At 67.9% G+C, this 12300-nt stretch carries 14 protein-coding genes; 8 read left to right on the top strand and 6 right to left on the bottom strand.

Going from position 1 to position 12300, the window contains the following annotated elements:
* Positions 1–19 precede the first annotated feature (19 nt).
* The 3 genes from K8P10_RS11395 (at position 20) to K8P10_RS11385 (ending at position 2372) form a co-directional block, all read left to right on the top strand.
* Entirely contained in the window at positions 20–322 is a 303-nt protein-coding gene (locus K8P10_RS11395) for a hypothetical protein (RefSeq protein ID WP_224779035.1), read from the top strand.
* 137 nt (positions 323–459) lie between these two features.
* On the top strand, positions 460–1593 hold the full coding sequence (locus tag K8P10_RS11390) for a folate-binding protein YgfZ (RefSeq protein WP_224781272.1): 1134 nt from the start codon (positions 460–462) through the stop codon (positions 1591–1593).
* A 38-nt stretch (positions 1594–1631) separates the two neighbouring features.
* Complete coding sequence (locus tag K8P10_RS11385; RefSeq protein WP_224779034.1) at positions 1632–2372, top strand: phosphoglyceromutase; 741 nt, start codon at positions 1632–1634, stop codon at positions 2370–2372.
* On the opposite strand, the gene ispF is transcribed toward K8P10_RS11385, so the two are convergent.
* Genes ispF through K8P10_RS11370 form a run of 3 tightly spaced genes read right to left on the bottom strand, consistent with a single transcriptional unit; the run spans position 2369 to position 4110 of the window.
* Positions 2369–2833 (bottom strand): 2-C-methyl-D-erythritol 2,4-cyclodiphosphate synthase, encoded by a 465-nt coding sequence (gene ispF / locus K8P10_RS11380; RefSeq protein WP_224779033.1) that lies wholly within the window; start codon positions 2831–2833, stop codon positions 2369–2371. The two genes, K8P10_RS11385 and ispF, sit on opposite strands and share 4 nt — an antisense overlap.
* The gene (gene ispD, locus K8P10_RS11375; RefSeq protein ID WP_224779032.1) at positions 2830–3570 is read right to left on the bottom strand and encodes a 2-C-methyl-D-erythritol 4-phosphate cytidylyltransferase; all 741 of its coding nucleotides are present in this window, start codon (positions 3568–3570) and stop codon (positions 2830–2832) included. The genes ispF and ispD overlap by 4 nt, the downstream gene beginning before the upstream one ends.
* 54 nt (positions 3571–3624) lie before the next feature.
* Positions 3625–4110 carry a CarD family transcriptional regulator gene (locus K8P10_RS11370; protein ID WP_208237642.1) on the bottom strand — a complete coding sequence of 162 codons (486 nt, stop codon included), beginning with the start codon at positions 4108–4110 and terminating at the stop codon, positions 3625–3627.
* Between the two features lie 160 nt (positions 4111–4270).
* Between K8P10_RS11370 and K8P10_RS11365 the strand changes: the two genes are divergently transcribed.
* Positions 4271–4858: a DNA modification methylase gene (locus K8P10_RS11365; protein ID WP_224779031.1), complete on the top strand. Its 588-nt coding sequence runs from the start codon at positions 4271–4273 to the stop codon at positions 4856–4858.
* Between the two features lie 105 nt (positions 4859–4963).
* Here K8P10_RS11365 and K8P10_RS11360 read toward each other — a convergent pair whose 3' ends face one another.
* Together K8P10_RS11360 and K8P10_RS11355 are read right to left on the bottom strand one after the other, a co-directional pair.
* Positions 4964–5662 (bottom strand): response regulator transcription factor, encoded by a 699-nt coding sequence (locus tag K8P10_RS11360; RefSeq protein ID WP_224779030.1) that lies wholly within the window; start codon positions 5660–5662, stop codon positions 4964–4966.
* The gene (locus K8P10_RS11355; RefSeq protein WP_224779029.1) at positions 5659–6861 is read right to left on the bottom strand and encodes a cell wall metabolism sensor histidine kinase WalK; all 1203 of its coding nucleotides are present in this window, start codon (positions 6859–6861) and stop codon (positions 5659–5661) included. The genes K8P10_RS11360 and K8P10_RS11355 overlap by 4 nt, the downstream gene beginning before the upstream one ends.
* Positions 6862–7011: 150 nt before the next feature.
* Between K8P10_RS11355 and phoU the strand changes: the two genes are divergently transcribed.
* The 3 genes from phoU (at position 7012) to rlmB (ending at position 10182) form a co-directional block, all read left to right on the top strand.
* Entirely contained in the window at positions 7012–7653 is a 642-nt protein-coding gene (phoU, locus tag K8P10_RS11350; protein WP_224779028.1) for a phosphate signaling complex protein PhoU, read from the top strand.
* Positions 7654–7723: 70 nt separating this feature from the next.
* Positions 7724–9181, top strand: coding sequence for a cysteine--tRNA ligase (cysS, locus tag K8P10_RS11345; RefSeq protein ID WP_224779027.1), 1458 nt, complete (start codon positions 7724–7726; stop codon positions 9179–9181).
* A complete protein-coding gene (rlmB, locus tag K8P10_RS11340) occupies positions 9178–10182 on the top strand; it encodes a 23S rRNA (guanosine(2251)-2'-O)-methyltransferase RlmB (RefSeq protein WP_224779026.1) in 1005 nt (334 codons plus the stop codon). Before cysS ends, rlmB begins: the two co-directional genes overlap by 4 nt.
* Before the next feature lie 11 nt (positions 10183–10193).
* On the opposite strand, the gene K8P10_RS11335 is transcribed toward rlmB, so the two are convergent.
* Positions 10194–10592: an Rv3235 family protein gene (locus K8P10_RS11335; protein WP_224779025.1), complete on the bottom strand. Its 399-nt coding sequence runs from the start codon at positions 10590–10592 to the stop codon at positions 10194–10196.
* A gap of 178 nt (positions 10593–10770) precedes the next feature.
* Between K8P10_RS11335 and K8P10_RS11330 the strand changes: the two genes are divergently transcribed.
* Positions 10771–12285 carry a sensor histidine kinase gene (locus K8P10_RS11330; protein WP_224779024.1) on the top strand — a complete coding sequence of 505 codons (1515 nt, stop codon included), beginning with the start codon at positions 10771–10773 and terminating at the stop codon, positions 12283–12285.
* Positions 12286–12300: the final 15 nt, after the last annotated feature.

Here is a 12300-nt window from a genome sequence, read left to right as displayed (position 1 = left end):
GGTGTGTGAGAATGTGATCGTGACCGAGTCGCCCGCCCCAAATGCGCCCGAGATGCCTGATGTTCAGTCCTGGCACCTTCCGCGCATGATCATCGCGTGGCTCGTGGCTGCCGTCGTCGGCGTGCTCGTCACCGTGCTCGTCTCCGATGAGGCCCGGTTCGCCTGGCTCGCACTCGCCATCGGACTCAGCACGCTCGTCACGTTCGGGCTGCAGCTCGGCACCGCTCAGCAGAGGGGCTTCATCACCAGGACCGCGTTCAGCGTCGCGGGGTCCGTGGTGATCATCGCCGTCATCGACGTCGTCGGCCTGCTGGTACGATAAGGGCATGCTCGCACTCGAACTCTTCTTCCTCGGACTTCTGGGTCTCGCCGGTGTCGGTATCGCGTGGGTATCTGGCGCCGTGCTGGTGAAGCTCTTCAAGGGTCAGGAATAGGGCGACTGAGGAACTCCCTCTCGTGGTGAGTCCGTTGCTCTCCCTCCCCGGGGCGATCGCGTCAGAGGACCTCGGGGTCGCCGCGCACTACGGGTCCCCGCTGCCCGAGCAGCGCTCGCTCGAGGCCGGGAACGCGATCCTTGACCTCAGTCACCGCGGCATCATCACAGTGGGCGGCGACGATCGCCTGCGATGGCTCCACTCGATGACGAGCCAGGATCTGCTCTCGCTCCGCCCGGGCGAGAGCGCTGAGACGTTGCTGCTGGACCCGAACGGTCGTATCGAGCACGCGATCCGTTTCGTCGATGACGGCGAGCGCGCATGGTTGCTGGTGGACGAGGGGTCGGCGGGTCCGCTGACGGACTTCCTTCTTCGCATGCGGTTCGCGATGCGGGTCGAGGTGGCGGACGTCAGTGACGACTACGCCGCGCTGCTCGCATTCGAGGGGGGTACCGCTCTCCCGGTGCTGCGTGACCTCGAGTCGACGATCGAGTGGCACGACCCGTGGGCCTCGGTGCAGCGGGGCGGCACGCAGTACGCCGTCGGCGACCACCCGGGCGCCGAGTGGTCGGCCGTGCAAAGCGTTCTCCCGCGCACGGCGCTCGCGCCCCTTGCCGATCGGGTGACCGCAGGCGATACGCAGGCAGCGGGATTGCTGGCGCTCGAGGCGCTCGAGATCCGCGCGTGGCGTCCGAGCCGCGCCGGCGACGCCGACGATCGGGCGATTCCGAACGAGTTCGACTGGCTTCGTACCGCCGTGCACCTCAACAAGGGGTGCTACCGCGGCCAGGAGACAGTGGCCAAGGTCCACAACATCGGCCACCCGCCGCGCAGGCTCGCGCTGCTCCACCTCGACGGCTCTGCGGGTGAGCTGCCGGTGTCCGGCGCACTCGTCTACCGCGCCGGCGAGTCCGCTGGGGAGAAGCCGCGTCCGGTCGGACGGATCACGCGTGCGGCGCGTCACTACGAGTGGGGCGGCATCGCGCTCGCCCTGCTGAAACGGGCGCTGCCCGCCGACGCGCCACTGGAGGTGCGCGGCGGCGAGACGGGTGCGGACCCTGATTCACCGGATGGGGAGACCATCGCGGCAACGCAGGAGCCGATCGTGCCGACCGACGCGGGTGCGACGCGTGATCTTCCTCGGCTGAAGCGCCTCTGAACCGTTCCCTCTGAGCGCTCGTCCAGTAGTCTGGACGTATGAGCAACACGCTGATTCTGCTGCGCCACGGACAGAGCGACTGGAACGAGAAGAACCTTTTCACCGGCTGGGTGGATGTTCGGCTCACCGAGCGGGGACGCACCGAGGCCGCTGCCGCGGGTGCGCTGCTCGCGGAGTCCGGCGCGCTGCCCGACGTGCTGCACACCTCCGTGCTCAGCCGCGCCATTCAGACCGCGAACCTCGCGCTCGATGCGGCGGACCGGCTGTGGGTCCCCGTGCAGCGCTCTTGGCGTCTGAACGAGCGTCACTACGGTGCGCTGCAGGGCCTCGACAAGGCCGAGACCCTCGAGAAGTACGGCGAGGACCAGTTCATGCAGTGGCGTCGATCCTTCGACACGCCCCCGCCGCCCCTGGATGACTCGAGCGAGTTCTCGCAGGTCGACGACCCGCGCTACGTCGGCATCGACGGGGACGTGCCGCGCACCGAGTGCCTGAAGGACGTCATCGAGCGGATGCTGCCGTACTGGGAGCAGGCGATCGTTCCCGACCTCGACGCCGGGAAGACGGTGCTCGTTACGGCGCACGGCAATTCACTGCGCGCGCTCGTCAAGCACCTCGAGGGCATCTCCGACGACGATATCGCCGGTCTCAACATTCCGACCGGCATGCCGCTCGTCTACGACATCGAGACCGGCGGCGCTGCCACCGGCCCCGGACGGTACCTCGACCCGGAAGCCGCCGAAGCCGGTGCGGCGGCCGTGGCCGCGCAGGGCCGCTAACGCTCGACCAGCGCGGTGGCGATCGCGGCGATACCCTCGCCGCGTCCCGTCAGCCCCAATCCGTCGGTCGTGGTGGCGGAAACGCTGACCGGAGCACCGACGAGATCGCTGAGCAGGCGCTGCGCCTCCTCTCGACGGGGTGAGAATCGCGGGCGATTGCCCAGGATCTGCACCGACACGTTGACGGGTCGCCATCCGTGCTCAGCCAGACGCTCGACGGCGGTGCGCACGAACCCCGTGCTGGCCGCGTCAGCGGTGTCGGCGCGATCGACGCCGACGAGCTCACCGATGTCTCCGAGGGCGGTGGCGGAGAGGAGCGCGTCGACGATCGCGTGGCACACGGCGTCTCCATCGCTGTGACCCGACAGGCCGCGTTCACCCGGCCAGAAGAGTCCCGCAAGGGTCAGCGGCGACTCGTCGTCGAATGCGTGGACGTCGCAGCCCGTCCCGACCCGGATCACGCCGACCCCAGCAGCGCTTCGAGCAGCGCGCGATCGAAGGCGGTCGTCAGCTTGTGGGCCCGCGATTCGCCCTCCACCGTGGTCACCACCTCGCCTGCGCGCTGGACGACCTCGGCGTCGTCCGTCGGTGCCCCACCGGACTCGTCCGAGAGGAGGGTTGCACTCTCATGGGCGGCACTGAGGATCTCCTTGGGAAACCCCTGGGGTGTCTGCACCGCGACGAGCTCCGACCGATTGACGGTCTCCTGCACCACTCCGGCGGCGTCGACGCGCTTCAGTGTGTCCGCCACCGGGAGAGCGGGAACAACGGATCCGCCCGTGCGGTGTACCGCCGTGATGACGCGCTCGAAGAGATCCGCAGACGCGAGGGGCCGAGCGGCATCGTGTACGAGGACCGTGTCTATGGAGTCGTGCAGTGCCGCGAGCCCGAAGCGGACGGACTCGTGTCGCTCGCGCCCGCCTGACACGACCGAGACGCGCCAGCGCGGATGCGCAGCCGTGAGTCCGTGGGAGAGCATCAGCGCTTCGGGTGCGCGCTCGCGCGGCACGACGAGCACCAGTTGTCCGCTGTGCGGTAGCGAGATGATGGTGGCGATGCAGTGCTCGATCAGCGTGCGCTCGCCGAGCGTGACGAACGCCTTCGGTGCACCAGCACCGAGGCGTTCGCCGCGCCCTCCGGCCACCAGAACGACCCCGAGATCGGGGAGCGGATGCGGTGTCGTCGCTGAACTCGTCATGCAGGTCAGCCTAGCGCCGCGACCGCCGAAAACGCGGCCGAGCAACGGGTCGCGTCAGGACGCGAGTACCTCGTCAAGCATCTCCGATGCCTTGTCCTCGTCCGTCTTCTCGGCGAGAGCCAGCTCGGAAACGAGGATCTGCCGCGCCTTCGCGAGCATCCGCTTCTCGCCGGCGGAGAGCGAACGCACCTCCTGATCGCGGCGCCACAGGTCGCGCACGACCTCGGAGACCTTGATCACATCGCCGGATGCCAGCTTCTCCAGGTTCGCCTTGTATCGGCGGGACCAGTTGGTCGGCTCTTCAGTGAACGGGGCGCGGAGCACCTCGAACACCTGCTCCAGTCCGTCCTTATCAATGACGTCGCGCACGCCCACCAGGTCGCAGTTCTCAGCGGGAACCTCGATCGTCAGATCGCCCTGGTTCACCTGCAGCTTCAGGAAGAGCTTCTCCTCCCCGCCGAGTTTGCGGGTCCTGGTTTCAATGATCTTCGCAGCGCCGTGGTGGGGGTAGACGACGGTCTCTCCGACCTCAAATTGCATCGAGTGGCTCCTTATTCAATCCAACCCCTAGAATACCACAGTGTTTCACGTGACTTAGGCTTACCTAAGCTGCGGCGGAGAAGCGTCAGCGGATAAGATGAATTCAAACTGTCATGGGGATTACCCGTGAATCACCGCAAGAACCGCTCGGAGGACCACCTTGAAGCTTCGGACCGTCTCGGCCATTGTTCTCGCCGCCGGCCTGACCGTGGGGGCTTCGGGCTGCAGCCTCATCGCCCCCGTGGCGACCTCGATCCCCTACGCACCGAGCGACGGCATCGACGTCTCCGTCGGTGGGGCCGACGTGCGCAACATGATGCTCATCGCCGACGAGTCCGGTGAGAACTTCAACGTGGTCTTCACCGGCGTGAACATCGGCTCCTCCGACATCGAGCTCACCGTGAACATGGAGCACGGCGGATCGGGCTTCGCCTCGGCCGATTTCACGATCGAGCCAGGCACCACACTCTTCGGGGACCCGGAGGGCGATGAGGAGCCGACGCTCGTGACGCTCGACGACGTGCAGCCGGGGGAGACCGTGACGGCCTTCTTCCAGGTCGCCGGCGCTGACGAGGTCGAGCACAACATTCCCGTGCTCGACGGCACCCTGCAGGAGTACCGCGACTTCGTGATCAGCGACTCCGAGGTGAGCATGGACTCCGATGAGGAGGAGAGCAGCTCCGGCACCGTGATCGAACCGGGTGTGGACCAGGATGCCGGCACTGCCGAGGAGAACGACAACTCCTAATCCAGCGTCCTTGAGAGCTCGGCGTTGAAGTGTTCGACGGTGAGTTCGAGGAGCTGAGGCGCCGCGGAGCGCCGAGACCAGCGAGTGCGCGGAATGCGGATCCGCTCAGTTGAAGCGGTACCCCACACCTCTCACGGTGGACAGAATGCGGGGGGATTTCGGGTCCGTCTCGATGCGGGAGCGGATGCGCTTCACGTGGACGTCCAGCGTCTTCGTGTCGCCGTAGTAGTCGCTGCCCCAGATGAGATCGATCAACTGTCCGCGGGTGAGCACCCTCCCCGAGTTGCGCATCAGGAGTTCCAGAAGCTGGAACTCCCGGAGTGGCATCGCGACCTCCTCGCCGCGCACGCGGACGGTGTGGCGCTCGGTATCGAGCCGCACGTCGAGCTCGTCGAGCACGCCGTCGCTGTCGGATGGAGCCGCCTCGGCATCCGCGGGTGCCGCACTTCGCCTGAGGGCTGCGCGCACTCGGGCGAGGAGTTCTCGGGTCGAGTAGGGCTTCGTGATGTAGTCGTCAGCGCCGAGCTCGAGACCGACGACGATATCGACCTCGCTGTCCTTCGCGGTCAGCATGATGATCGGCACCTGCGAGACCGCGCGGATGGTGCGGCACACCTCGGTCCCCGGCAGCCCGGGGAGCATCAGGTCGAGCAGGATCAGGTCGTACGACGACTCCTCGAAGAGCCTGACGGCGTCGGGGCCGGTATCGGCGACCGTGATCTCGAAGCCCTCCCGTTCCAGGAGGAACGCGAGCGGACCCGAGATGGACTCCTCGTCCTCGACGAGCAGGATGCGTTGCGTCATACGGAACTCCGTGTCGGTTCGGCCGGTTCGACGGCCTTCTTGATCTTCTTCTTGGCGCGCTTCTTGGCGCGCTGCGGATCCTCGTCGAGGAGGGGGAAGGTCAGCGTGAAGCTCGACCCCACACCGGGCTGCGACCACACGTCGACGTCGCCGCCGTGCGCGCGCATGGTGTGCCGTGCGATGCTGAGGCCGAGACCGGTGCCGCCGCCCTCCCGGCTCCGCGACTCATCAAGGCGGTAGAACCGCTCGAAAATACGGGGCAGGTGTTCCGGCGGAATGCCTGCGCCCTGATCCGTGATGGTCACCACCATCTGCTTGCGCGTGACCTCCATGCCGACACCCACGCGTCCGCCGTCCGGCGAGTGCTGGATCGCATTGCTCAGCAGGTTCGCGACCGCGACCGACAAAGACGAGGGCTTGCCCTGGATGACGGGTTCGCGTTCGGGCGACCTGGGCTCGGTGACGACGAGATCGACGCTGCTCGCGGTCGCGTACCCCCGATGCGCCTCGACTTCCGTGCGCACGAGCTCTCGCAGATCGACGCGCTCGCGGTCCTCCGGTTTCAGTGTCGACTGCGCCTCCGAGAGGTGGATGATGTCGCGGGAGAGGTCTCCGAGCCGCCTCGACTCCTTCATGAGCGAGTTCGCGAATTTCCGCACCGTGGTCGGCTGATCGGCCGCTTCTTTCACGGCTTCGGCGAGCAGGCCGATCGCCGCGATCGGCGTCTTGAGTTCGTGGCTGACGTTCGCGATGAAGTCCCGCCGCATTGCGTTGACCCGCTGCTCCTCGCCGAGGTCCTCGGCGAGCACGACGAGGAATCGCTGGGCGAGCTTGATGATGTGGACCCGCACGGTGTTCGACGGGTCTTCAGTGTTTGGTTCGCGCGTATCCGCGATCCCCGTCGACATCACCTGCCGCGCGCGGCGCAGGAACTCGGGTTCGCGCAGCTCTTCCCCGCTGACCTGGCGCTCGTCGCGGGCCGCCGGATTGACATAGACCGGACTCAGGGACGCGTCGAGGATCACGGCGAACGTATCGATCTCGTGCAGGATCGTCACTGCCGCCTCGGGCAGCTCCGGACTCATCATGCGGGCGCGCCGACGGCCAGCCGAGCGGGCCGCGAGGATCGTCGCCGTGACGAGCGCCCCCACGGCCACGCCGAGTCCGACTGACGCGAGCACGAGAATGGTCGGGGACATGTCTTCATCGTAGAGTGGACTCCCGACGCCGCACGACGAGTTCAGCAATTGTTCACCTGTGCTCCTGCCGGCGTTCACCGCCGATGGTCACACTGGAAGCACTGTGGCTGCACCCGTCGGCCCAGCCCGTCAGTCCGAGAAGGGAATCGCATGCGCGAAGTGTTCCAGCAGTCGTTGCGCGAGGTGCAGGAGCGCCTCGTCGAGATCGCCGAGTTGGTCGAGGAGTCGATCCAGAAGGCGACCACGGCGTTCTCGCACTCCGACGTGGCGCTCGCCGAACAGGTGATCGACGGCGATGAGGAGGTGGAGCGTCGCGTGGCCTCGCTCGACGACCTCTCCATCGACATCCTCGCGCGCCAGCAACCCGTCGCCTCAGACCTGCGGCTCATGGTGGGGGCTCTCCGCATGAGCGCCTCGCTCGAGCGCATGTCGGATCTCGCGGGGCACATCGCGCAGCTCGCGCGCTACCGGTACCCCGAGAGTGCAGTGCCGAGCGGCCTCACCGACATCTTCCTCCGCATGGGAGAGGTCGATGTGGTCATGGCGGGCAAGCTCGTGGAACTCCTCCGGACGCAGGAGCCGCGCGCGATCGCGGAGATCCGAGACCTGGACGACGATCTCGACGAGTTGCACGCCCGCGTCTTCGAGAAGGTGCTGAGCAACAAGCTCTCCGACAACCCGACCGGGGTCGTCGACGCCACGCTCGCGAGCCGCTATCACGAGCGGTTCGGCGACCACGCCGTCGACATCGCGAAATACGTCGAGTACTTCCTCGGGGGCGAGCTCCGCTGACGGGCGCCCGGCCGAGTCCGACTGGCCCGCCCGCGTGGGCCTCGGACCGGCGACCAGTAGGGTAGAGGCTGTGAATCAGCGCATCTACGACTCGAAGCGTCAGGAACTCCTCGACCTCGACCCGGTGACCCCGGGCGAGGTGGGCCTGTACGTCTGCGGGCCGACGGTGCAGTCGGCGCCGCACATCGGGCACCTGCGCAGCGCGCTGGTCTACGACCAGATCCGCCGGTGGCTCACGGCGAGCGGGTACCGGGTCACGCTGATCCGCAACGTCACCGACATCGACGACAAGATCCTCGAGGGCGCGCGCACCGCTGCCGCGGCGGGCGCCCCCGAGGAGTGGTGGGCGCTGGCCTACCGGGTCGAGCGCGACTTCACTGCGGCATACGACGCGATCGGCGTCCTGCCGCCCACCTACGAGCCCCGCGCGACCGCCAATATCCAGGAGATGATCGATCTCATCGAGCGCCTCATCGAGCGTGGTCACGCGTACGTCGCCGAGGACGGCTCGGGCAGCGTGTACTTCGACACCGGCAGCTGGCCCGAGTACGGTGCGCTGACGCGACAGAGCCGGGACCAGATGGAGGAGGCTGCCGACAGCGAGCCGGTCGGCAAACGCGACGCGCGCGATTTCGCGCTGTGGAAGGCGCACCGCGACCACGAGCCGGCTTCGGCCTCGTGGGAATCCCCGTGGGGCCGCGGTCGGCCCGGCTGGCACATCGAGTGCTCGGCGATGTCGACCCGCTATTTGGGCGATGAGTTCGACATCCACGGGGGCGGGCTCGACCTCCGTTTTCCGCACCACGAGAACGAGCTTGCCCAGTCGAACGCGGCGGGGCATCCGTTCGCGCGCCTGTGGATCCACAACGGTCTGGTCAACACTGGCGGGCAGAAGATGTCGAAGTCGCTCGGCAACTCGTTGTTCGCGGCGGATCTGCTGCAGCAGGCGCGTCCGATCGTGCTCCGGTACTTTCTCGGTTCGGCGCACTATCGCTCCACCCTGGAGTTCAGCGCCGAATCGCTTGCCGAGGCCGAGGCGGCGCTCTCGCGTATCGAGGGTTTTCTGGAGCGCGTCGAGCGGGCGTCGGGCGACGACGCCGGGTTCGCTGCCCTGAACGGTGCTGCGAGCGCGGATGACCTTCCCGAAGCCTTCACCTCGGCGATGCTCGACGATTTCGGCGTGCCGCAGGCCCTCGGCGTGCTGCACCAGACCGTGCGCGCGGGGAACACCGCGCTGGATGGGGGCGACCTCGAAGCCGCGATCGCCGCCGCATCCCAGGTCGCGGCGATGATCGACGTGCTCGGAGTGGATGCGCGCGCCGAGCAGTGGGCCGGAGGAGCGGGGGCGGTCGCCGATGACCGTGCCTCATCCGTGCTCGACACCCTGATCGAGGGCCTCATCGCCGACAGAGCTACCGCCAGGGCGTCGAAAGACTTCGCCCTGAGCGACACCATTCGCGACCGCCTGCAGCACGCTGGCGTCACCATCGAAGACAGTCCGACCGGAACCCGCTGGAGCTTGACATGAACACGAAGAAGGGGCGCCCAGGCGCCGTACGCAAGAAGAGCCGCGGCAAGGCCGTCGGGTCGGGAGGTCAGGGCCGGCAGGCGCTGGAGGGCAAGAAGCCTACGCCGAAGGCCGAGGATCGGCCGTATCACCCCGCGGGCAAGGCGAAGGCGGCACGCGAGCGCTATGACGCTGCGCGCCAGCGGCACGGCGGTGGCGGCCGGGACTCCGGCGAGCGCCGCGGCAGGGCGCCTCAGCAGTCGGACGATTCCGAGCTCGTCACGGGCCGGAACGCGGTGTTGGAGGCGCTTCGCACGAAGTCGCCTGCCACGACGCTCTACATCGCGGCCAAGGTCGAGATGGATGATCGGTTCCGAGAGATCCTGAGCCTCGCGGTGAAGTCCAACCTGCCCGTGCTCGAGGTGATGCGCCCCGAGCTCGACCGTATGGTGTCCCGGGACACGGTGCACCAGGGCGTGGCGTTGAAGGTGCCGCCGTACGAGTACGCGCACCCGATCGACCTGCTCGAGAAGACGGTCGACCGGAATCAGACGCCGCTCTTCGTGGCTCTCGACGGGGTGACGGACCCGCGCAACCTGGGCGCGATCATCCGTTCGGTTGCGGCATTCGGCGGTCACGGCGTCATCGTGCCGCAGCGCCGCGCTGCGCCGGTGAACTCGGCCGCTTGGCGCACCTCCGCCGGTGCTGCAGCGCGAATTCCCGTCGCCATGGCGGGCAACCTGACCCAGACGCTGAAGGATTTCAAGAAGCAGGGCGTCTTCGTCGTCGGGCTGGACGGGGACGGCGACGTCTCGCTGCCGGGACTCGATCTCGCCGACCGGCCGCTCGTGCTCGTGATCGGCAGCGAGGGCAAGGGCCTCTCCCGACTGGTGTCGGAGCACTGCGACGCCCTGGTGTCGATTCCGATCACCGGTGCCGCTGAGTCCTTGAACGCCAGCGTTGCCGCGAGCGTCACGCTGTACGAGGTCGCGAAGCTGCGGGCGGAGTCCGGCCGGGCCTGATCCTGGCATCGTCACATCACCCCGAGCACTTCGGCGCGCCAGCGGCCGTGCGTGAGTTCGAGGCGCATCGCGACCCCGATCGCGCGGCGGCCGACGTACACCGTCACGCTCGCCTCGATCGCCCCGGGCCGCGGCTCCGAGGTGAAGACCGAGCCGGGGTGCGGAACGATGCGGCGGCGATCGCGATGCACCGCTCGACGTTCAGCTCGGAGCTGGCGTTGGAAGAGCAGCTGTTCCGCGGCTGCCGTCGAGAGGCGGCCGCGGAGCTGGGTGAAGGGACGGCTCCCCTCGAGCACCTCCACCGCGTGCACCGCGAGGGCCGCGATGAAGGCGCGCGGCGGAGGAGGGATCGCCGGGGGAGTGCTCGGCGCGGTCGCGGCGCGTGAGGTTCGGGGCGGGTGTCCGGGCAAGGCAGGCGCTCCTGTTCCAGTGGGTGCGGTGAAGCGGTCCCGTCCCCCTGGGGTGTCCCCCTGCGGCCGCGAGTGATGACCCCACCATAGAAAACAGTGGGTGAAGAGTGTCAAGCGAGATGTTTCCCTGTGCGCGAATGCGCAGGGCCCGTGAGCCACGGGCGGTAGGCTACTTCCCGTGTCGACACTGCGGAAACTTGCCGAGAAATACTCCAGCCTGAACGAGGAAGAGATCGACTGGCTCGAACTGCTCATGTTCGACTGGCCGCTGCTCGCCGACCTCGCCCTGGGCGACGTCGTGCTGTGGGCGCCGACGCCCGATGGCACCTACCTCGCCGTCGCGCACAGTCGGCCAGCCGGTTCGGTGACGATGTTCTACCGCGACATCCTGGGGGAGTACCTGCGGCCCGATTGGCAGGACCTCGTCGACGAGGCCATGCAGACGCGCGAGCCCGTGAACTCCACCGCTCCCGCCTGGTACGAGGAGAACCCGATGCGCTTGACGGCGTACTCGGTCGCCCGCCGCGACAGTGAGGGTCACCCGTCGCAGCCGTTCGCGGTGATCACGCTGCACACGAGCGTCTCCGACGCGCGGAACGCGTCGCGGATCGGAGCCGCGTTCCGGGAGTGCGCGCTCGACATCTTCACGATGATCCAGCACGGAGACTTCCCTTCTCCAGGTACGAGTCGCGGGCGCGAGCGCGGCGCGCCCCGCGCGGCCGACGGACTCGTGCGCGTCGATCCGGAGGGCATCGTCCAGTTCGCGAGCCCGAACACGCAGTCAACCTTCAACCTTCTCGGCTACCGCGATGAGCTGGAGGGCGAGAGCTTCCCCGACGCCGTCGCGGAGATCGTGCGTGGTCAGTTCGACACGAACGAGAGCCTGCCGCTCATCGCGCAGGGCAAGATCGCGAAGCGCGCTGACCTCGAGGCGCTCGGGCGGACCGTGACCCTCCGGTCGATCCCGGTCATCCGTGACGGGCACCGTGCCGGGGGGATCGTGCTCACCCGCGATGTCACCGAGATCAGGCAGCAGGCGCAGGAGCTCATCACGAAGGACGCCACGATCCGCGAGATCCATCACCGCGTCAAGAACAACCTGCAGACCGTCGCGTCGCTGCTCAGAGTGCAGGCGCGCCGCGCTCGAGCCGAGGAGGCGAAGCAGGTGCTGGGGCAGGCCATGCGCCGCGTCGCCGCAATCGCCGTCGTGCACGACACCCTGTCGACCGGCCTCTCGCAGATCGTCGACTTCGATGTGGTGTTCGATCGGGTCGTCGGCCTGGCCGCCGAGGTCGCGAGCCTCCACGGGACCACCGTCCATCCCCGCAAAGAGGGGACCTTCGGCGAGCTCCCATCCGAGTACGCGACACCGCTGGCGCTCGCGCTGACGGAGGTCGTCACCAATGCGGTCGAGCACGGTCTGGCCGGCCGCGAGGGCGAAGTCTTCGTCCGCGCGGATCGCGATGACCGCCGTCTGCTCGTCGAGGTCGTGGACACCGGCACCGGATTGCCGGGCGGAACCGTCGGGGATGGGCTGGGCACGCAGATCGTGCGGACCCTCATCGAGGGCGAACTGGGCGGGTCGATCACCTGGAGCCCCGACGTCGCCGGCGGCACTCGGGTCGAGATAGAGGTGCCCCTGCACTGGATCAATACGCAGACGCGCCCGATCCCGCGCCTCGAGAACGACTGAGCGCGGAATCGGGCG

It is taken from the genome of Leucobacter sp. Psy1 (assembly GCF_020096995.1).
In the GTDB taxonomy this organism is placed as follows: Bacteria; Actinomycetota; Actinomycetes; order Actinomycetales; family Microbacteriaceae; genus Leucobacter.
The sequence above is the reverse complement of the archived record's forward strand: the minus strand, read 5'-3'. Positions and strand labels throughout refer to the sequence as shown.

Coding starts and splice junctions, on each gene's coding strand:
- phoU (WP_224779028.1), top strand. CDS start 7,012: ATGCGCGAAGTGTTCCAGCAGTCGTTGCGCGAGGTGCAGGAGCGCCTC.
- rlmB (WP_224779026.1), top strand. CDS start 9,178: ATGAACACGAAGAAGGGGCGCCCAGGCGCCGTACGCAAGAAGAGCCGC.
- K8P10_RS11370 (WP_208237642.1), bottom strand. CDS start 4,110: ATGCAATTTGAGGTCGGAGAGACCGTCGTCTACCCCCACCACGGCGCT.
- K8P10_RS11355 (WP_224779029.1), bottom strand. CDS start 6,861: ATGTCCCCGACCATTCTCGTGCTCGCGTCAGTCGGACTCGGCGTGGCC.
- K8P10_RS11385 (WP_224779034.1), top strand. CDS start 1,632: ATGAGCAACACGCTGATTCTGCTGCGCCACGGACAGAGCGACTGGAAC.
- K8P10_RS11360 (WP_224779030.1), bottom strand. CDS start 5,662: ATGACGCAACGCATCCTGCTCGTCGAGGACGAGGAGTCCATCTCGGGT.
- ispD (WP_224779032.1), bottom strand. CDS start 3,570: ATGACGAGTTCAGCGACGACACCGCATCCGCTCCCCGATCTCGGGGTC.